This window comes from Synechococcus sp. A15-62 (assembly GCF_014280075.1).
Lineage (GTDB): Bacteria > Cyanobacteriota > Cyanobacteriia > PCC-6307 > Cyanobiaceae > Parasynechococcus.
Map to the genome: position 1 here is coordinate 1,991,409 of NZ_CP047950.1, position 18,151 is coordinate 2,009,559.

The window sequence follows — 18,151 nt, forward strand, 5'->3', positions numbered from 1 at the left end:
GTCTTTGGCCTTGTTGCGATGACCTTAACCAGGTCGGATCCGTTGGTAGCGAACAAGCAACTCCCCATCCCCGAGATCCTCAAGGCCATCAGACTGCCAAGCACCCGGCTGCGCCAAGGCAGCGGGCAACGGCGCATCGGTGCAAGGCAACCAACTGAAGCAGCCTCCCAGGAGCTGGGGCACCAGAGTGAGCTGAAGCGCATCGACGCAATCGGCTTGCAACAGATCGGCGCTGAGCTGGGCGCCACCCAGGAGCACCAGGCGCTGAATCCCAGCCGCTCCAAGTGCCTCGAGCCGCTCCGGCCAGGTTGGGGCCAAAGGGAACCAACGATCAAAGCCTTGATCCACAGGTTCAGGAGCCAGCAGCCATCGCTGGAGCGGCTGATCAAAGAAACGCCAGGTGCTCGAGAAGTCGGGGGATCGGCTGACCACCACAGCGGCCGGCTGCTCGGTTCGCCCCTCGCTTCGGCGTTGCTCCAGCAGCTGAGGGTTGCGGATCAAGCAAGTGCATTGATGGGCCCGCATGGTTCCAGCACCGATCAGGCAGGCATCCCCCCAGGCAAGGGCATGCTCCAGGGCACGACGGTCACCCTTACCCCCCAGCTGGGCAGCACCGCCTTCTGGCGGGGCCAAACGTCCATCGAGGCTGATGGCCAACACCAGCCGAACGAAGGGGCGCAAAGATGTGGGGCGTCGGGGCATCAAGCCGTCCGATCAGACGGCAGCCACGGCATCAAGAGCGGCCGGAGACATCTCCAACTGAGGTGCTTCGGCGTAAACCTCGGCCGCATTATTCGGGCTCTCTTGCAGCCGCACCTTGTGCAAGCTGGCGCCGATGGCCTTGATCGGGCTGGAGAGACGATCAGCAATGTGCAGAGCGATGTTCTCGGCCGTGGGCACGCACTCCTCGAAGAAGGGCACATCCTTGTTGAGGAAGGTGTGGTCGAAAGGCTCGACCACCAGATCATCCACGAGGCGCTGCAGCGCGGAGAGGTCGCAGACCATGCCGGTGCGGGGATCGATCTCACCGCGCACGGTCACGTCGACCAGATAGTTGTGGCCATGGCCGTGGGGACGGGCGCACTTGCCGTAGATCGCTTCGTTCTCCTCCTGGCTGAGCTCCGGGCGGGCCAGTCGGTGAGCGGCGGCGAAGTGGGTGCGGATGGTGAGGAAGGCGTCCATGGGATGTCCGAGATAGTCGGCCCAAAGGCCCGGTTGTTCGTAGAGGCGTAGCGCCGTGATCGGCAGATGAGGGCTGAGCCGTTGCCAGATCACCCGCACCAGGGCCTCGGTGGTGGGGAGACAACCTGCAGGAGTGGAGACGTCAAATTCCGGCCAGGCCTCATTGAGGAAGCGGAAATCAAGCTGCCCCGTCACCTCGTTGCGGATGGCGTGCTTCACCTCCGAGAGGTTGAGCACCATGCCGTCGGCATCCAGACCACCGGCCATGGACACGATCAGCTCGTAGTTGTGGCCATGGCCAGGAGCCAATGCGCAGGGCCCGAAACGGGCGGCATTGTCATCGGCAGACAGCTCGGGCAGCCAATAGCGATGGCTGGCACTGAAACAGGCCCTCCTGGTGATTACACAACCACGACCCTGGCCGTGCCGTGCTGGTGACTTCGTTTCAGTCATGTGACGTTCCGGCCGCGAGGCATCCTAATGAGCTAATTCCGTTTCCGAGTCATGGCGGATTCCACACCCACCCTCAAGCAACGCCTCAGCGGGCGCAGCCTCTATCTGGTGGGAATGATGGGCAGCGGCAAAACGAGCACGGGCCGCCCTCTGGCCGAACGCCTGGGCTACGGCTTTGTGGATGCCGATGCCGTGATCGAACAGGCGGCGGGCTGCAGCATCCCGGAGATCTTTGAACGGGATGGCGAAGCAGGCTTCCGCAGCCTGGAAAGCCAAGTTCTCAGCGCGATCAGTCAACGCCACTCCCTTGTGGTGGCCACCGGAGGAGGTGTGGTGACCCAGCCTGAGAACTGGGGATTGCTGCACAGCGGCATCGTGATCTGGCTCGATGTGGTTCCCGATCAGTTGCTGCACCGGCTGAACGCCGACAGCACCGTGCGTCCGCTGCTGCAGACCAGTGATCCTGAGGCAGCTCTCAACGCGCTGTTGAACGAGCGCCGTCCCCTCTACAGCGAAGCCGACCTCACGGTGGTGATCAACGACGAAACTCCAGAGGCCGTCGCTGACGGGATCCTGCAACTGCTGCCGAGCCTGCTGCAGGATCCAACCCAACGCCGAACCGACTGATCTCAAGCGGTGGGCGGCTCCAAACGCACCGCAAACCACTGCAAAGTCACCCCGGGGCTGATCTCCAGATCACAGGCCGTATCGATCAACCGCTGCGCTGCTGATTCCACATCAGGTTGATCTGCAAGATCAGCCGGCAACTGATCAAGGCTGCGCAACCAACCGCTCAGCCATGTCAACGTGTCGGCAGCGCTGAGCAGCTGCTCCGGCTTGCCGGGCTCCAGCACCACATAGTCATCAAGGGCACGGATCAGGGGATCAGACATGGAACGGCGGTTGTGGATGCTGCTGATCGGCTTCACCATCCTGCTCAGCGGCGGCCCCGCCTGGGCCCAGGCAGGTCTTGAGCAGAGATTGAACAGTTGGCCCGACTGGAGCCTGCCGGCACCGTTGCCGCGGCCCTCAAATCGGGACGACCTGATCTATCCCGACTGGTTTGCCGGACTCTGGCAGGTGGAAAGCGTTGATCTCGATGCCCCCGACGATCCACCCCTGCTGCATCAAGCACGGTTTCAAGCCGACCGGCGCGGTCGGCTGATCGGCGACCGCAGCTTCAACGCCACGGCCATCGGCCGTGCCCTGCTTGGCGAGCAGCTGCTGGGCGTGGAAGAGGACCCCGACTCCGCCAACCGCCAGATCGCCCGACTCAAAGGCGATCTTTATCTCGAAACAACGGTGACGGGCCGCCGGCAGGAGAGCCCAAACACCAACACCTTCCTGGCGGATGAATTGGTGCTGCAGATCCTGCATGCCCCCGGCCCGCCGCGGCTGAGCCGGATCGAAACACTGACCCGCTACAAGCGCTGCGGCGACGACATCTGCGCCGAGCAATGGCAAGGACGCTATGCCTCACCGGGCGAGAGCCTGCGGGATCAGGCCCTCGCTCTGCACCACTACCAATTGCGCTTCACACCTCTTCCAGGGTCCGCTCCATCAATTTGAGTTCGATCTGGTCGCGCCATTGGAACAGCGGCTGGAGCTTGGGATGGTCGCTCAGCCCAGGCACCCCTTTGCCAGCCAGGGCCGAACCTGCTGAGGAGGGGAAGCGAAGCAGTGACAACTGAGCAGCAACGGCGATATCGGCCAGGGTCATGCTGTCGCCCACCAACCAGGGACTGGCCTGCACGGATGTGGCGAGCTGCTCCAGGCTGGCCAGCAGCTCAGTGCGCTCCTTCTGGTTGACCAGTTCGGTGATGTTGCTGACCCAACCGCCGGGGATCACACCCATGACCGAACGCACGGGGTCCGGTAGATCGTCGGGGAGCAGGGCAACCCGCAGCTCAGGATCCAGCGCCGCAGCCTGCACCAAGGAGGAACGGCCGGCCATCGCGAGGGTGGTGTCGGCCCAGTCCTCCAACAGATGCACCTGAGCAGCCTGACGTGGGTCGTTGGGAATCAGGGCGGGATCGGGCTCCCGCTGATCCAGGTGCAAAGCAATGGCGCTGGAGTCGGCAATCACCTGATCCCCATCCACAAGCACGGGAACTTGGCGTTGGCCGGACAGGCGGAACACGGCCACCTGGCCGACGCCGGGGGTCACCTCCACGGTGCGGAAACTCAGTCCCTTGGCCTGCAACACCATCCGCACCTTGAGACAAAACGCGGAATGGCGGAATTGATGCAGCTCCAACATGTCCAAAACAGCCATGGGCCGGCAGAGTAGCCAGCAGATTTGCGAGCGCGCCAGAACCATGCGGGAGTTTTTCCTCAACGTCTCCCGTTACCCGCGCTACCTGGTGGCCTTCACCCTCGGGGTGATGAACTCCGTCGCCGAACCCCTGGCCGCACGCCGCAGCAATCCGGTCACGGCCGTGGCCTTGATCGGCGCCTTGATCAGCGGTGGAATCAGCCTCACCTTGGTGCTGCGTGCCATGGTGAATTCAGCACCGATGGCGTGATGGCACAGGGGCGTCGAGTGGAGCGGGTGGCCGCCCTGATCCGCAAAGAAGTCAGCGAACTGATGATCAACGGCATCCGGGACGAACGGGTGCACCAGGGCATGGTGAGCATCACCGAAGTGGAAGTGTCCGGCGATCTGCAGCACTGCAAGATCTTCGTGAGCGTGTTTGGGCAAGCTCAGGAGCGCGACCAGGTGCTCGAGGGGCTTCAAGCTGCCAGCGGCTTCCTGCGGGGAGAACTGGGGCGGCGGCTGCAGATGAGGCGCGCCCCCGAAGTGGTGTTCCAACTGGATCGGGGGCTGGAGCGAGGCACCTCAGTGCTGGGCTTGCTGAATCGCCTCGAAGACGAACGTCAGCAGCGGGGCGACATTCCACCCGGGAGTGATCAACAGCCAGGCAGTGATGAACAGCCCGGCGACTGACAGGCAACGGGCAGACAGCCTGCGGCGCCGAGTGGCAGAACTGCTGGTGCTTCGGGCGAGTGGTCATCTGAGCGACCAGCAGCGTCGCTACCCGCAGTGGGAGCTTCCGAACAGCGAACTGCAACGTCTGCTTCAGGAAGGAGTTGGCGGCGTGATCCTGCTGGGGGGCAGCGCCGTGGAACTCCAGCAACGCACCCAGCAACTGCAGGGCTGGAGTGAGCATCGGTTGCTGTTCTGCGCCGACGTGGAAGAGGGCGTGGGGCAGCGCTTCGAGGGGGCCAGCTGGCTGGTGCCGCCCTTAGCCCTGGGGCGTCTCCACCAGCAGGACCCCGAGCTGGCCTTGAATTTGAGTGAGCGCTATGGCCGCTGCACCGGCGAACAGGCCCGCCGCTGCGGGCTGAACTGGGTGCTGGGGCCAGTGTGCGACGTCAACAACAACCCCGCCAACCCAGTGATCAATGTGCGGGCCTGGGGCGAAGATCCCAAGAGTGCCAGCGCCCTGGCCGTTGCCTTCCAGCGGGGGTTGAAGCAAGCGGGTGTTCTCGGATGCGCCAAGCACTTTCCCGGCCACGGAGATACCACCAGCGACTCCCATCTGGACCTGCCGGTGCTGCCCCACAGCCGCGAACGGCTGGAGCAGATCGAACTGCCGCCCTTTCGGGCCGCCATTGCCGCCGGCGTGGACAGCGTGATGACGGCCCACCTTGTGCTGCCAAAGCTGGACCCGCAGCAGCCGGCGACCCTCTCCAAAGCCGTACTCACCGATCTGCTGAGGCAGGAGATGGGGTTCAACGGACTGGTGGTGACCGATGCCCTGGTGATGGAAGCAATCAGCGCACAGCACGGCGCAGCCGAAGCAGCTGTGCTGGCCTTTGAAGCAGGGGCCGACCTGATCCTGATGCCGGCGAATGCCGATGCCGCTATCGATGGTCTCTGCGAGGGCTTCAGCAGCGGACGGCTGCCCCTCGAGCGGTTGGAGCAGAGCCGTCAACGCCGAGCCCATGCACTGGCATCGATCCCCATCAGCACAACTTCAGATCCGATCGTCACCGCAGCCGAACAAGGCCTTGAGGCTGAGCTGGTGCGCCACAGCATCACGATCGGCGATGCAGCGGTTCGCCCGCAAGCAGGAATCAGCCTGGTGCGCGTGGATGCCCTGGTGCCCAGCGCAGCCGCCCTCAGCGGCTGGTCACCGGCGCTGCGCATCCCTGAAGCCCATGGGTTCCGCTCGCTCGTGCTGCACGGCGAGGGCCTGTCGCCCTGGAGCGACCAACCGAAGGCGCCCCTGGCAATGGACCGCCTTGGCGACGGAGCGGTGCTGCTGCAGCTGTTCCTGCGGGGCAACCCCTTCCGGGCCGGGCGGGATGCCCAGGAACCCTGGGCCGCAGCGATCCAACAACTGATCGCCCTCAACCGGCTGGCCGGGGTGGTGGTCTATGGCAGCCCTTACCTGTGGGACAACCTGCAGCCGCTGCTGCCCAGCAACTGCCCTGCCGCCTATTCCGCCGGCCAGATGCATGAAGCCCAACGCCAGGTGCTCAACGCGCTGTTCCCCACCTCAACGCCGACGGGCAACAGCGGTGCATTCACCGACTGACCACCGCCAACCAACCGCACTGGCCAACCGCATCTAATCTCGCGCCAACTTCCAACCGGACGGTCATGCTCAGCCTCTCGATGATCGTGCGCGATGAAGAAGCGCGTCTCGGGGAATGTCTGACCTCCGTGCAGGGCTTCGCCGACGAGCTGGTGGTGGTGGACACCGGCTCCATCGACGCCACGGTGGCCATTGCCGAGGCGGCTGGAGCCCGGGTTGAACAGATCAGCTGGCCGGGGGACTTCGCTCCAGCCCGCAACCAGGCCCTGGAGTTTCTCAACGGTGACTGGGTGCTGGTGCTGGACGCGGACGAGCAGCTTCGTACTGAGGCCATCCCTGCACTCAAGGCCCTGATGGCCCAGCCCGATGTGCTGGTGATCAACCTGCTGCGCTACGAGGTGGGGGCTGCCATGGCGCCCTATTCCAGCGTCAGTCGTCTGTTCCGGCGCCACCCCTCGATCCGATGGAGCCGGCCTTACCACTCAATGATCGACGACAGCGTTCGCGCCTTGCTGGAAACGGAACCCCAATGGCGCATCGCCGATTGCAGTGAGCCAGCGATCCTCCACGACGGCTACAGGCCCGAGCTGCTGGCTGGCAGCGATAAGGCCGATCGGCTGCGACAGGCCATGGAAGCTGATCTGCAGGAGCGGCCCGGTGATCCTTACGCCAGCGCCAAGCTGGGGGGTCTGCTGATCAGCGAAGGCAAGACCGAACAAGCCATCCCCCTGCTGCAGAACGGCCTGAAGCAGTGCGGTACGGCCGATGCCGAACGTTATGAGCTGCTGCTGCACCTGGGCTTGGCCCTGACCCCCAGTGATCCCGTCCAGGCAGTGAGCTGCTACCGGCAAGCCCTGGAGATTCCCCTGGACACACGGGTGAGTCTTGGAGCCCGCCTCAACCTGGCGGCTCGACTGATGGAACAGGGCAACCTGGAGGAAGCGATCAGCCTCACCCAAACAGCCACCCAGCGGGCACCTGAAGTGGCCCTCGCCTGGTACAACCTGGGGCTGATGCAACGGCGGCGCGGCGATCTCGCAGCGGCCCTGGAGGCCTACAGGCGCGCACTCGCCTTGGATCCCAACAACGCTGAGTGCCATCAGAACAATGCTGTGGCCCAGCTGTTGGGCGGCAACATCGACGCCGCTCGCAGCAGCTTCATCCGCGCCATCAAGCTGCTTCAAGCGCAGGGCAGCGCCGAAGCGGCTGAGCAGCTGCGCGAGAGGGTGCAGGGGGTGGTGAAGCTGGACGGGGAGGCTGTCGCTTGAGCCATCCTTTGCAAGGCCGAACGGTGGTCGTCACCCGCGCGGCCGACCAGCAGGGGGCCGCTCGCCAGTTGCTGGAGCAGCAGGGGGCAACAGTGCTTGACCTTCCTGCCCTGGTGATCGGACCACCCGACCACTGGGGGCCTCTGGATGACGCCCTCGAAGACTTGGACAGCTTTCACTGGCTGGTGTTCTCCAGTGCCAATGGCGTACAGGCCGTGGAACAGCGGCTGCAACGCCTCAGCCGTTGCCTGGCCCGACGCCCCGCCAGCCTCAAGATTGCGGCGGTGGGCCGCAAAACGGCGCAGGTGCTTGACGATCTGGGGGCGAGCGCTGATTTCGTGCCACCCAGCTTCGTGGCCGACAGCTTGATCGATCACTTCCCGGTGTCGGGCTGGGGTCTCAAGATGCTCTTGCCGCGGGTGCAGAGCGGTGGTCGCACCCTGCTGGCGGACGCCTTCGGTGAAGCCGGGGTGCGGGTGGTGGAGGTGGCGGCCTATGAGTCCTGCTGCCCCGCCGCAATGCCGGAGCCAACAGCGACCGCCCTGGACGAGGGCAAGGTTGATGCCATCGCCTTCAGCAGCGGCAAGACAGCTCAACACACCGCAAAGCTGCTGGAACAACGCTTCGGCGCCGACTGGGCTGAACGGTTGGAGGGGGTGAAGGTGGTTTCGATCGGCCCCCAAACCAGCAGCAGCTGCCGCCAATGCTTCGGCCGGGTGGATGCTGAGGCCGACCCCCACGATCTCGAAGGATTAGCCGATGCCTGCGCTCAAGCCATGCAGAAGGGTTCCTGAGGCTCATCATTCAACGCCAGGCGAATGCAGCCGCGCTCCACATCGATGCTGAGCACCGACCATCCGGTCGGCAGCAGCACGGGAACATCCTCTCCGCAGCGGCCATCGGAGCCCACACAGACCACACCGCTACCGCTGGCGGTGGTCAGCATGGCTCGTTTCTGATCTCCCACCAGCAGAACGCCCGGCAGGGTGAGACCAGTTGTGGGATCTTGAACATCCGCAGCCTCCACACCAACAAGAGGACCAAAGGGATCCGCCCGTCCGCCTGGGGCAGCCTGCTGCACCTCCTCAGCCGAAGGCAGAGGGGTGAGACCAATCGGTGGTGCCGCCGGCGCGGACGTTTCCGGCAGTGGCGCAGGTTTCACTGGAACCGGTGGCAGCGCAGTGGCCGTTGGCGTTTCACCACCACAGCCCCCCGCGACCATCAACAGGGCAACGGGGGCAAGCCAGCGCTCAGCCGCCTGCTTCCACCAGGTCACGGAAACGGTCAAGGTTCGCCTGGAGCTCCTTGGTCACGATGCCCCCCAGGATGCTGGGTTCCATGAGCGGTGCCAAGACCCTCGGCAATTCGTAGGTCACGCTCAACTTGACAACAGTGCGGTCAGAGGCTTCGGGGTAAAAGCGCACAGCACCCTTGGTGGGCAGGCCACCCACCGATTCCCAGTGCAGTTGTTGAGCTTCGACCCGCCGGGTGATCCGGGCCTTCCAGGTGAAGCGGAAGCCCTGGGCCGCCAGGGTCCAATCGGTGAGGTCGGGATCGTCCAGGGGCTTGACCGACTCAATCCAGCGCATCCATCGGGGCATCGCTTCGAGGTCACTCCAGACCTCCCAGACCTTGGCGGCCGGGGCCTGCACCTCAGAGGTGACCGTGTGTTCAAGCCAGCGTCCCATCAGGCCACCGCCGCATTGGTGGCCAGCTTCACCGGCTGATCGAGGATCGCCGCCGCCGCCAGATGACCGCTCATCGTGGCTCCCTCCATCGAATCGATGTAGTCCTGACGGGTGTAGCTACCGGCCAGGAAGAAATTGCTGATCGGGGTGCGCTGCTCCGGGCGGTAGGGCTCCATGCCCGGGGCCTCCCGGTACAACGACTGAGCCAGTTTCACCACGTTGCTCCAAGTGAGCTTCAGGCTGCGAGCCGAGGGGAACAGCTCGCGCACCTGACGGTCGGTGTGGGCCACGATCTCGTCCACCGACTTGGGAATCCAGGGATCACCAGGGGTGAGCACGCATTGGAGCAGGGAGCCCTCTCCCTCCTTGCGGTAGTCCTCCGGGCTGGCCAGGGCCAGATCGGCAAAACAGCTGAAATCGGCATCAGCCGTGTACAGCAGGTTGTTGAGCCCCGTGGGTACTGCCACATCCCGTCGCTGGGCTTCCTGGTCATCACCCAGTTCGGTCACCCAGCCGTCGTAGCGGAGCTGAACGGTGGCCACGGGTACGGCCTCGAGCTGATGGATCGCCTTGAACTGGGGGTACTGGTTCCAGGCCTCGGGCAGCAGCTTCTGAATCCCGGGAACATCACAGGCGGCCAGGTAGACGTCCGCCTCAACGCGGATGTCTCCAACAGGAGTCCCCAGCTGCAGGCCTGTGATCTCAGGGGATTCACCCGCGCTGTAGTCCACCTGCTTCACCCGATGACGCAGGTGCAACTTGCCTCCACGCTGCTGGATGTAATCGAGGATCGGACCCGTAAGCCAGCGATGGGGCGATCCCTTCAGCAGATTGAGCTTGGAGGCTTCCGTCTTGGCCGCAAACATCATGAAGATGGTGAGCATGCAGCGGGCGGAGATGGCCTCGCAATCGATGAAGCCCAGGGCGTAGGCAATGGGGTTCCACATCCGCCGGATGCTTTCGGGGCTACCTCCATGGCCGACGAACCAGTCCTGGAAACTGACGGAGTCGAGGGCTCGGATGGTGCGCATCGCCCCCTCGTAATCCACCAGACCGCGCACAATCGGGCTGGTGCCAAGGGCCAGGGCATTGCGCAGCTTATCGATCCAGCTGAGCTGCGGTGTGGTGAAGAACGCCTTGAGGCCGTTGAAGGGAGCGCCGATGGGGAAGCGGAAATCCAGCTCCCGCAGATCGCCCCCCTTGTTCACGAACAGGTGCGTGTGCTGCTTGGGCAGAAGGTTCTCGAACGCTCCCACCTTGCGCATCAAGGCGAAGAGGTTGGCGTAATTGAAGAAGAAAACGTGCAACCCCATCTCGATGTGGTTACCGCCTTCATCCACCCAGCTGCCCACCTTGCCGCCCATGAACGGGCGAGCTTCGTAGAGATTCACCTCATGGCCCGCATCCACGAGGTCCACTGCAGCGGAGAGGCCGGCGAGGCCGGAACCAACGATCGCGACCCGCACAAGATCTGGTCAACTAAGGCGACTCTATGTATGAGCGTTCATAGAGTGAGAGCACGAGCCTGCGTCGACCATGACTTCCACCCCCGATACCGCGCCGGCCCATACCGCCAAAGACGGCAAGGGCATCCTGATCACTGAACCGGCGATGCAGCAGCTGGCGAAGCTGTGTGGCGAACAGGGTGAGAACCAAGTGCTTCGTGTCGGGGTGCGGTCCGGGGGCTGCAGCGGCATGAGCTACACGATGGATTTCGTGCCCGCCTCCGACACCCTCGACGACGACGAGACCTACGAGTATGTGGCGGCTGATGGACAGAGCTTCCGGGTGATCTGTGATCCGAAAAGCCTGCTCTACATCTACGGAATGCAGCTGGACTTCAGCACTGCCCTGATCGGCGGTGGCTTCAACTTCACCAACCCCAATGCCAGCCAGACCTGCGGCTGCGGCAGTTCCTTCGCCGTGTGAGCAAAGCCACGTGGGAATCTGAGGAGAGATCACTGCCCTCTCCCTGTTGATGGAGACTTCCCAGGACAGCCTGTTTGAGCAGGCCATGGCCCGATATCAGGCTGGCGCCGCAGCCGAAGAGGTGCTGCCTGATTTCGCCCGCATCGTTGAAGCCGCTCCTCGCCAATCGGCGGGCTGGACCTGCCTGGCCTGGCTGCAGCTGCTTTGCAACCAACCGGAGGAGGCGCTGCGGTCGGCACGTTTCGCTGTGAGACTCAACGGCCAGGACCCCCAGGCCAGAATCAACCTCAGCCTTGCTTTGCTAGAGACCCAATCCAAGGGCGTGCGCGATCACATCCAGGTGGTGCAGCAGGTGATGACCCTGGCCCCAGAGGTGTCCAGCGAACTCAAGGCCTCGATCGCCGACGGGCTCGAGCGCAAACCCGGCTGGAAGGCCCTTGAAAAAGTGAAAGCCTGGCTTGAGCTCTGATCACAACGGACGCTCCGCCTGCCTGAAAGCCCCTGCATGACAGCCACCTGGACCATCACCCGCCTGCCGTCCCAGGTTCGCGTGCGGCCTCCAGCGGATCATTCGGCTCAATTGCGGCAGGAACGCCTGGCCAGCGAAGCGCGACGGTTGCAACTGGCCAGACGCGCCAACGGCATTCCGGATCCGAGCACCTGGATGTGGTGATGAGCAGCCCGGCGATGGCACGCATCCTGCTGCTGAGCAATGGCCACGGCGAAGACCTCTCCGGCGCCTTACTCGCCCAGGAGCTTCAGCGACAGGGGCACAACGTGCAGGCTCTCCCGCTGGTGGGCCTTGGCAATGCTTATCAAAAAGCCGGCGTGCCACTGCTGGGACGCAGCCACGAATTCAGCACCGGGGGCATTGGCTACACCAGCCTTCGCGGCCGCCTCACCGAGATCGTCCAAGGGCAAGTGCTGTATCTGCTCCGACGCCTGATCCGTTTGATGCGGCACCGGCGCCGCTTTGATCTGATCCTGGTGGTGGGGGATGTGATCCCTGTGATCGCGGCATGGCTCAGCCAACGGCCTGTGGCGACCTATCTGGTGGCCTACTCCAGCCACTATGAAGGGACGCTGCGGCTGCCCTGGCCCTGCGCCGCTTTGTTGAAAAGCCCGCGGTTCAAAGCGGTGTACAGCCGCGATCAACGCACCGCCGAGGACCTCAGCGGGCAACTGCAACGGCCGGTGAGCTTTCTGGGCAATCCATTCATGGATTCGGTGCTCACAGCGGCCGCCTCGCCGCCCAGCAGCACGCCACGCGTCGGTCTACTGCCCGGCAGCCGCCGACCTGAACTGGAACAGAACCTGCAGCTGTTGCTGCAGCTGATCGAGCTACTGCCCAGCACAGTGCGCTGCAACGTGGATCTGGCTCTGGTGCCCAGCCTGGATGACAACAGCTTGCGGCGGCTCAGCGAACGATGCGGCTGGCACTTGAAGAACGGCGTGCTGGAACGTGAGGGAGCCCGGGCGATCAACGTTCGCCGCGGGGCCTTCCGTGCCGTACTGCAGCACAGCGATCTGGTGATCGGCATGGCAGGTACCGCCATCGAACAGGCCGTTGGCCTGGCCAAACCGGTGCTGCAGGTGCCGGGCCAAGGGCCTCAATTCACAGCAGCATTCGCTGAAGCCCAACGGCGCCTGCTCGGGCCCACGGTGTTCTGCGCCGACGGAGAGAGTGGCAGCCGTGAGGCTTTGGAGGGAACAGCGGAGCTGGCCATGGCTCTGCTTGAGCGTGCGCGACGGGATCCTGGCTTGCAACAGCAATGCCAAATGGAGGCCAAATGGCGCCTCGGAGAAGCGGGCGGTAGCCTGAGAATGGCGGCAGCGATCGATGCCTTGCTGCCATGAGTGCCCCTTCAGAACCAGCCTGGAAGCGCTGGCTCGACCGGCTGCTGATGGTGAATGTGCTGCTGGTGTTTATCGGCGCAGGGGTCTTCGCCGTTGCCGTGGTGCAACAGGGCCAAGGCCATGACTGGCTGATGGACCAGGTTCAAGTGCTGTGGCAACCCCTGTTCGCCCCAGCCATCAGCCTGCTGATCATGGCGGCCCTGGTGAGCGGCATCTTCAGCTGGTGGCAGCGGCGAGTGCTGAAGCCAGATCGGGGTAGCGGAAGCTGAAGTTCAAGCCATCAAGCCGCTCCGACGCAACCTGCTGGCCCTCCAACACCACCTTGGAGCCATCCCCCAGAAGCACCTGAAGCACTGGAGCTGGCACCGGCAACAAACTCGGACGGCCCAGGCTGCGCCCCAGCTGCTTGCAGAAGGCCGTCATCGAGACGGGCTCGGGAGCCACGGCATTGATCACGCCACTCCAGCTCTCGTCCGTGAGGGATTGAAGGATCAGGGCGCAGAGGTCACTGCGGTGGATCCAACTCATCCACTGCCGGCCACTGCCGATCGGACCACCAAACCCTGTGCGGAACACCGGAAGCATTTTTCCGAGTGCGCCGCCGTCGGCCGCCAGCACGATGCCGATCCGCAGGGTGACCTGCCGTACCGCAGACGGCACCGCCATAGCAGCCGCTTCCCAGCGCTCACACAAGCTCGCAAGGAAGTCGTCGCCAGGGGTGCTCGATTCGAGAAAACGCTTGTCCAGGCTGGATCCGTAGAAGCCAATCGCCGAGGCATTCACCAGCACTTTTGGTGGTGTTGCACAGGCTTCGATCGCTTTCACCAACTGAGAAGTCGTTTCCAGCCGGCTGGTTTCAAGCAGCTGCCGATGGGTCGGGGTCCAACGTTTCTCGGCAATCGGTTCACCCGCCAGGTTGACCACCGCATCGGCCTGGTTGAGGGCATCCAGCAGCCCGGCGTCGGCCCAGGTGCTGCTGCTGGAGGGATCGAACTGCATCCAGGTCAGTCGCCCATCCGCCCGTTCAGCGTCGTAGCCGCGGGCCAACCGGCGGCTGACCACCGTGAGCTGATGCCCGGCCTGAAGCAGGAGCGGCAGGAGCTCACGGCCAACAAAACCAGTGCAGCCAAACAGCAGCAGACGCATGAAAGCGGGGGTGTTGCGGCTGGGAGGCTAAGGGGGTTCGTGGGCGATTGGTTTTAGCCTGGTGCCATCATCTTCCTCTGTCATGGCCGAATCTGACGCCGCTGCCCCCGCCAAGGCCAAGCCTGCTGCGCTGCGCAAGGGTGCCTTGGTCAAGGTGAACAGAACCGCCTACAGCTCCAGCCTTGAGGCTGGAGCCAGCGATCCAATAGCACCCGACTACATCTTTGAAGGTCCTGGCGAGCTGCTGGTGGTGAAAGGGGACTACGGCCAGGTGCGCTGGAACCGTCCGGTGCCCGATGTGTGGCTGCGAATGGATCAGCTGGAAGCCTGCTCTTGATCCTGATCTTGGTTGGAGGCGGGCTCCAGGGCCTCCTCCACGGCTGTAATGGCCGCTGGAACTGATGTGATGGCGGCTGGGATGCGCCATACAGCACCGGAGAGCACACCGCTGAGATCCCCCAGCGCCGCCAGGACAGGATTCGAAACACTGGCGCCATCCGCAGCAACGGCGGCCTGCCAGGGATTCCACCCCGCAAGGTTGACCACACAGCGGTAGGCCGCTGGCCAGGGGTTATCAGGCAACAGCCGTTGCAAGACCTCGAACTGCTCTGACGCCTGCGAGGGGCGGTTTTCCAGTACCGCCAGCAGTGCAAGGGTCCAACGCGGTTGCACAGCATCGGGATCCTGCGCCAAGGCCGCCAAGGCCTCAGAACGCACCGGATCCCGGTAGCTGAAATGGCCATCGATCATGTGCTCCTGCCCCACCGCAGCGAACACCGGATCCAGCCCCACCGGCCCTGCCGCCAGGCCAGCGGCGAGGTCGGGGAAGCGCTGCGCGAAGGAAGGGCCTGCAATCGGATGCGGCGCGCGGCGGCGCCAGAGGGAATAACTCCCCCCCTTGGCGCGCTCAAATTGATCCACCGGCTCGAACACCCCGCTGCTGCGCACGGCTTGATCCAGCTTTCGCGCCGCTTTGCGCACCGATCCCTGGTTCCCTTCCGCCAACACCACCCATTCAGCCCGAGCCAGCACTGGCTCTCGGTCCTGGCGGCTGCCGCCCAGCTGCCGGCCAACGGTCTGCCCCCCGTGGCGACGACCGTAGAAGCTGACGTTGTGCTGGTTGAGATCGGAGGTGCTGGGCACCACGATCAAGGTGGAGGGAGGCGTGCTGGGGTCTCCACCACCGGCAGCCTTCACCAACGCCTCCACCGGCCCACGGGGCCGGTCGTCAAAGCGATGCAGCTGATGGGCCCAGCCCGCCGGAACACAGGCCAGCAGCCCAGCACCGAATAGGGGCCAGACCAGCCTCGAGCGCCTGGCCTCCAACCAATGGCCCCATTGCCACCACCCACGGGCCAGGAGCAAAAGCAAGGAGGGGAGGAGGGGAGCGATGTAGCGGTCGCCTTTGTTGGGGCTCAACGTGGTGAGCACCCAGGCCGCCACCAGATTGATCAGGAGCCAGCGCCAGGACCAGGCGTGGTCGCTGGAGGGCTGCCGGCGCTGCCAGCACCAAAGCAGCAGCCCCGACAACCCCACCAACAACAGAACGCTGCCGAGCTGCTCCGGCAACAAGCGCGGGTACCACAACCAACTGGCCAGGCTGAGCACGCCAGGATCCCCTTCCCGGGCCGCCGACTCGAACACGGCCCGGTTGGTGCCGCCGAGGCTGGTGATCCAGTTATGACGCAACCAGGGACCAATCAACGCCGCCATGAGCAGAGGCAGCAGCAGGGCTTGCCGCAACCAAGGGCCTCCCCGCCTCAACGCCATTCCCGCAGCCCAGAGTCCCGCAGGAACAAGCACAAGCAGGGCGCTTTGCTTCACCAGCACCGCAGCGATGGCTGCCAGGGTGCAACCCCAGGCCTGCTCCCAGCGGCCACCGCTCTTGGGATCGCACCAGACCCCGAGACGCCAGATCGCCAGGCTGCAACTGGCCACCAGGGCCATCTCAAGCACGTAGTCCGTGCGCAGATCCAGAAAGGCTGGCGTCAATGCCGCCAACAGACAGGCGATCAAAGCCAGGCCATCCCCCTGCAGCCGCCGCCCCCAGCCCGCCATCACCACGAGGAGCAACCCGTGCCAGAGGCTCAAGCTCCAGGCCGCTTGCTCCGGGGCATCACCACTCAGGGCCATCACGCTGCCGTTCACCAGCGAGGCCAGGGGCGGAATCTTCGGCGAGAGATCCAGCAACGCCTGCCAACCCTGCCAACCGCCACCGGGAAGGACGCCCAAGGCGCGGCCATGGTCCATGGCGCTGTTGAGGTAGTCAGCCTGATCCCAGGCGGGGACGCCGGTCTGGAGCGTCCACCAGAGCCGATCCACCAGGGTGGAGAGCACCCAGATCAGGGCAACCGAAGCCCAGAAACGCCAGCGCTGCTTCACACGATCTCCAAGCGACGCCGTTCATCCTGGAGGCGCTTGCGTCGCTGCTTTGCCTCCCGCAGCATCTCGCGACCATCGTGGAGATACCCATCCACGTAGCCCATGGTGTAGCGCTCCAGTTCGGCCAGAGCGTCCTCCACTTCGGAAAGGCAGTGATACAGGCTCAAACCGAAGCCACGGGCCGAGGCCGGCGTGGGCAACGACTGGAACAGTTGCTTGACCTTGTCCATCCGGCGTCCGCTCGCCTCGAGATAGCTGCAGAACGCCTCCATCAGCTCGTCGTCGTAGGGATCAGCCGACAGTGCCTTGAGTTGCTTGGCGAAGGGATTGATGACTTCACCGAGCATGCGATCGATCGGGGCGTAGACCCGCCGCAGCCACTCCACCAGGGCATCGTCCGCGGCCACAGCACGATCGTGAGCACGGCTGGCCCGGCGCAGATCCGTCGGCGATGCCGCCCGGGCCGGCTGGGGCCGCGTGCGATCAAAGGCCTTGCGGCGCTCGGCATCCCCGAGAACTTCCCAGGCGGCATTGAGGGCCAGCATCTGCTGGTCGTCGCCACCGGCATCGGGATGGTGCTGCTTCACCAGCTGGCGGTAGGCCGCCTTGATCTCAGCGTTGCTGGCGGTGCTGCTGACACCGAGCACGGCATAGGGATCGCTCACAGCTGACCATCCCTCCGGGCGGGAAGCTGCGAAGCAGCACTGAACATCGGGGTGGAGAGGTAGCGCTCGCCATAACTAGCCAGCATCACCACCAGGCGTTTGCCCGCCATGGCGGGGTCCTGGCCCACCCGCAGAGCCGCAGCCATGGCCGCGCCACTGCTGATCCCGCAGAGCAGACCTTCCTCACGGGCCAGGCGCCGGCCCACTTGCATGGCCTCCTCATCGCTCACCGTGAGGATCGAGTCGATCCGATCCAATTCCAACACCGCAGGCACAAAACCAGCCCCGATCCCCTGAATGCGATGGGCCCCAGGGGGCTTGCCAGACAGCACGGCACTGGCCTCGGGCTCTACGGCAATCACCTGAAGCTGCGGCTGCCGCTGTTTCAACAGCCGGGCACAACCGGTGATGGTGCCGCCGGTGCCCACCCCAGCCACAAAGGCATCGATCTGGCCCTCGGTATCGCGCCAGATCTCCTCCGCCGTGGTGCGTTCATGCACGGCTGGATTGGCGGGGTTGTCGAACTGCTGCAGGAGATAGGCATTGGGAATCTCATCCACCAACTCCTTGGCCAGGGCGATCGCCCCATTCATGCCCTGGGCACCGTCGGTGAGCTGCAACTCGGCCCCATAGGCCCGCAGCATCGCGCGACGCTCCGTGCTCATCGTGTCCGGCATGGTGAGAATCAGCCGGTAGCCCCGAGCCGCCGCCACCATGGCCAGGGCGATTCCGGTGTTGCCACTGGTGGGCTCCACCAGCACCGTTCGGCCGGGAACGATCGTGCCGGATTGCTCCGCCTCCAACACCATGGCGCTGGCGATGCGGTCTTTCACCGAGGCGGAGGGGTTAAAGCTCTCCAACTTGGCCAGGATCTCAGCCTGGCAGCCGCAGGCCTGGGGCAGACGGTTCAACCGCACAAGGGGCGTGCCACCGATCAAGGCTGTGATGTCAGGAGCAATGCTCATGGCTGCAGCTTGCCCACAGAACGGCCATAAAAAAAGCCCTCCGCACGGGGGGCTTTGGGTGTGTGTGAAGAA

At 64.4% G+C, this 18,151-nt stretch carries 24 protein-coding genes; 13 read left to right on the top strand and 11 right to left on the bottom strand.

Going from position 1 to position 18,151, the window contains the following annotated elements; genetic code table 11:
• Positions 1 to 24: 24 nt before the first annotated feature.
• Entirely contained in the window at positions 25 to 702 is a 678-nt protein-coding gene (locus tag SynA1562_RS11365; protein ID WP_186493938.1) for a dihydrofolate reductase family protein, read from the bottom strand.
• 12 nt (positions 703 to 714) lie between these two features.
• Entirely contained in the window at positions 715 to 1,635 is a 921-nt protein-coding gene (locus SynA1562_RS11370) for a 6-carboxytetrahydropterin synthase (protein ID WP_186493939.1), read from the bottom strand.
• 51 nt (positions 1,636 to 1,686) lie between these two features.
• Here SynA1562_RS11370 and SynA1562_RS11375 point away from each other — a divergent pair, with 51 nt between their 5' ends.
• Positions 1,687 to 2,262, top strand: a complete 576-nt coding sequence (locus SynA1562_RS11375; protein ID WP_186493940.1) for a shikimate kinase — start codon at positions 1,687 to 1,689, stop codon at positions 2,260 to 2,262.
• Positions 2,263 to 2,264: 2 nt separating this feature from the next.
• Here the strand turns inward: SynA1562_RS11375 and SynA1562_RS11380 are convergent, their stop codons facing one another.
• Complete coding sequence (locus SynA1562_RS11380; RefSeq protein ID WP_011365277.1) at positions 2,265 to 2,528, bottom strand: chlororespiratory reduction protein 7; 264 nt, start codon at positions 2,526 to 2,528, stop codon at positions 2,265 to 2,267.
• Between SynA1562_RS11380 and SynA1562_RS11385 the strand changes: the two genes are divergently transcribed.
• Complete coding sequence (locus tag SynA1562_RS11385; RefSeq protein ID WP_186493941.1) at positions 2,527 to 3,204, top strand: DUF6816 family protein; 678 nt, start codon at positions 2,527 to 2,529, stop codon at positions 3,202 to 3,204. The genes SynA1562_RS11380 and SynA1562_RS11385 overlap by 2 nt on opposite strands.
• Here the strand turns inward: SynA1562_RS11385 and SynA1562_RS11390 are convergent.
• Entirely contained in the window at positions 3,170 to 3,895 is a 726-nt protein-coding gene (locus tag SynA1562_RS11390) for a glutathione S-transferase family protein (protein ID WP_186495422.1), read from the bottom strand. The two genes, SynA1562_RS11385 and SynA1562_RS11390, sit on opposite strands and share 35 nt — an antisense overlap.
• 58 nt (positions 3,896 to 3,953) lie before the next feature.
• On the opposite strand from SynA1562_RS11390, the gene SynA1562_RS11395 reads away from it, so the two are divergent.
• From SynA1562_RS11395 to SynA1562_RS11415, 5 genes are all read left to right on the top strand, one after another.
• Positions 3,954 to 4,160, top strand: a complete 207-nt coding sequence (locus SynA1562_RS11395; RefSeq protein WP_186495423.1) for a DUF751 family protein — start codon at positions 3,954 to 3,956, stop codon at positions 4,158 to 4,160.
• A complete protein-coding gene (rbfA, locus tag SynA1562_RS11400; protein ID WP_186493942.1) occupies positions 4,160 to 4,582 on the top strand; it encodes a 30S ribosome-binding factor RbfA in 423 nt (140 codons plus the stop codon). The genes SynA1562_RS11395 and rbfA overlap by 1 nt, the downstream gene beginning before the upstream one ends.
• A complete protein-coding gene (locus SynA1562_RS11405) occupies positions 4,563 to 6,179 on the top strand; it encodes a glycoside hydrolase family 3 N-terminal domain-containing protein (protein ID WP_186493943.1) in 1,617 nt (538 codons plus the stop codon). Before rbfA ends, SynA1562_RS11405 begins: the two co-directional genes overlap by 20 nt.
• A gap of 65 nt (positions 6,180 to 6,244) precedes the next feature.
• Complete coding sequence (locus SynA1562_RS11410) at positions 6,245 to 7,447, top strand: glycosyltransferase (RefSeq protein WP_186493944.1); 1,203 nt, start codon at positions 6,245 to 6,247, stop codon at positions 7,445 to 7,447.
• Entirely contained in the window at positions 7,444 to 8,241 is a 798-nt protein-coding gene (locus SynA1562_RS11415) for a uroporphyrinogen-III synthase (protein WP_186493945.1), read from the top strand. Before SynA1562_RS11410 ends, SynA1562_RS11415 begins: the two co-directional genes overlap by 4 nt.
• On the opposite strand, the gene SynA1562_RS11420 is transcribed toward SynA1562_RS11415, so the two are convergent.
• Genes SynA1562_RS11420 through zds form a run of 3 tightly spaced genes read right to left on the bottom strand, consistent with a single transcriptional unit; the run spans position 8,217 to position 10,601 of the window.
• On the bottom strand, positions 8,217 to 8,735 hold the full coding sequence (locus SynA1562_RS11420; RefSeq protein ID WP_186493946.1) for a hypothetical protein: 519 nt from the start codon (positions 8,733 to 8,735) through the stop codon (positions 8,217 to 8,219). The genes SynA1562_RS11415 and SynA1562_RS11420 overlap by 25 nt on opposite strands.
• Positions 8,698 to 9,135: an SRPBCC family protein gene (locus SynA1562_RS11425; RefSeq protein WP_186493947.1), complete on the bottom strand. Its 438-nt coding sequence runs from the start codon at positions 9,133 to 9,135 to the stop codon at positions 8,698 to 8,700. The genes SynA1562_RS11420 and SynA1562_RS11425 overlap by 38 nt, the downstream gene beginning before the upstream one ends.
• A complete protein-coding gene (gene zds / locus SynA1562_RS11430; protein WP_186493948.1) occupies positions 9,135 to 10,601 on the bottom strand; it encodes a 9,9'-di-cis-zeta-carotene desaturase in 1,467 nt (488 codons plus the stop codon). The genes SynA1562_RS11425 and zds overlap by 1 nt, the downstream gene beginning before the upstream one ends.
• A 70-nt stretch (positions 10,602 to 10,671) precedes the next feature.
• On the opposite strand from zds, the gene SynA1562_RS11435 reads away from it, so the two are divergent.
• Genes SynA1562_RS11435 through SynA1562_RS11455 form a run of 5 tightly spaced genes read left to right on the top strand, consistent with a single transcriptional unit; the run spans position 10,672 to position 13,190 of the window.
• Positions 10,672 to 11,064: an iron-sulfur cluster assembly accessory protein gene (locus tag SynA1562_RS11435; RefSeq protein WP_186493949.1), complete on the top strand. Its 393-nt coding sequence runs from the start codon at positions 10,672 to 10,674 to the stop codon at positions 11,062 to 11,064.
• Positions 11,065 to 11,113: 49 nt separating this feature from the next.
• Positions 11,114 to 11,533 (top strand): hypothetical protein, encoded by a 420-nt coding sequence (locus SynA1562_RS11440; protein WP_186493950.1) that lies wholly within the window; start codon positions 11,114 to 11,116, stop codon positions 11,531 to 11,533.
• Positions 11,534 to 11,569: 36 nt separating this feature from the next.
• A complete protein-coding gene (locus SynA1562_RS11445) occupies positions 11,570 to 11,737 on the top strand; it encodes a hypothetical protein (protein WP_186493951.1) in 168 nt (55 codons plus the stop codon).
• A 14-nt stretch (positions 11,738 to 11,751) separates the two neighbouring features.
• A complete protein-coding gene (locus tag SynA1562_RS11450; protein WP_186495424.1) occupies positions 11,752 to 12,921 on the top strand; it encodes a lipid-A-disaccharide synthase-related protein in 1,170 nt (389 codons plus the stop codon).
• The gene (locus SynA1562_RS11455; protein ID WP_186493952.1) at positions 12,918 to 13,190 is read left to right on the top strand and encodes a hypothetical protein; all 273 of its coding nucleotides are present in this window, start codon (positions 12,918 to 12,920) and stop codon (positions 13,188 to 13,190) included. Before SynA1562_RS11450 ends, SynA1562_RS11455 begins: the two co-directional genes overlap by 4 nt.
• Here the strand turns inward: SynA1562_RS11455 and SynA1562_RS11460 are convergent.
• On the bottom strand, positions 13,138 to 14,067 hold the full coding sequence (locus SynA1562_RS11460; RefSeq protein ID WP_186493953.1) for a TIGR01777 family oxidoreductase: 930 nt from the start codon (positions 14,065 to 14,067) through the stop codon (positions 13,138 to 13,140). The genes SynA1562_RS11455 and SynA1562_RS11460 overlap by 53 nt on opposite strands.
• Positions 14,068 to 14,149: 82 nt before the next feature.
• On the opposite strand from SynA1562_RS11460, the gene SynA1562_RS11465 reads away from it, so the two are divergent.
• Positions 14,150 to 14,404, top strand: a complete 255-nt coding sequence (locus SynA1562_RS11465; RefSeq protein WP_186493954.1) for an NAD(P)H-quinone oxidoreductase subunit O — start codon at positions 14,150 to 14,152, stop codon at positions 14,402 to 14,404.
• Here SynA1562_RS11465 and SynA1562_RS11470 read toward each other — a convergent pair.
• Genes SynA1562_RS11470 through cysK form a run of 3 tightly spaced genes read right to left on the bottom strand, consistent with a single transcriptional unit; the run spans position 14,383 to position 18,079 of the window.
• Complete coding sequence (locus SynA1562_RS11470; protein ID WP_186493955.1) at positions 14,383 to 16,449, bottom strand: glycosyltransferase family 39 protein; 2,067 nt, start codon at positions 16,447 to 16,449, stop codon at positions 14,383 to 14,385. The two genes, SynA1562_RS11465 and SynA1562_RS11470, sit on opposite strands and share 22 nt — an antisense overlap.
• Positions 16,446 to 17,114, bottom strand: coding sequence for a J domain-containing protein (locus SynA1562_RS11475; RefSeq protein ID WP_186493956.1), 669 nt, complete (start codon positions 17,112 to 17,114; stop codon positions 16,446 to 16,448). Before SynA1562_RS11475 ends, SynA1562_RS11470 begins: the two co-directional genes overlap by 4 nt.
• Positions 17,111 to 18,079 (bottom strand): cysteine synthase A, encoded by a 969-nt coding sequence (cysK, locus tag SynA1562_RS11480; protein ID WP_186493957.1) that lies wholly within the window; start codon positions 18,077 to 18,079, stop codon positions 17,111 to 17,113. The genes SynA1562_RS11475 and cysK overlap by 4 nt, the downstream gene beginning before the upstream one ends.
• Between the last annotated feature and the right edge of the window lie 72 nt (positions 18,080 to 18,151).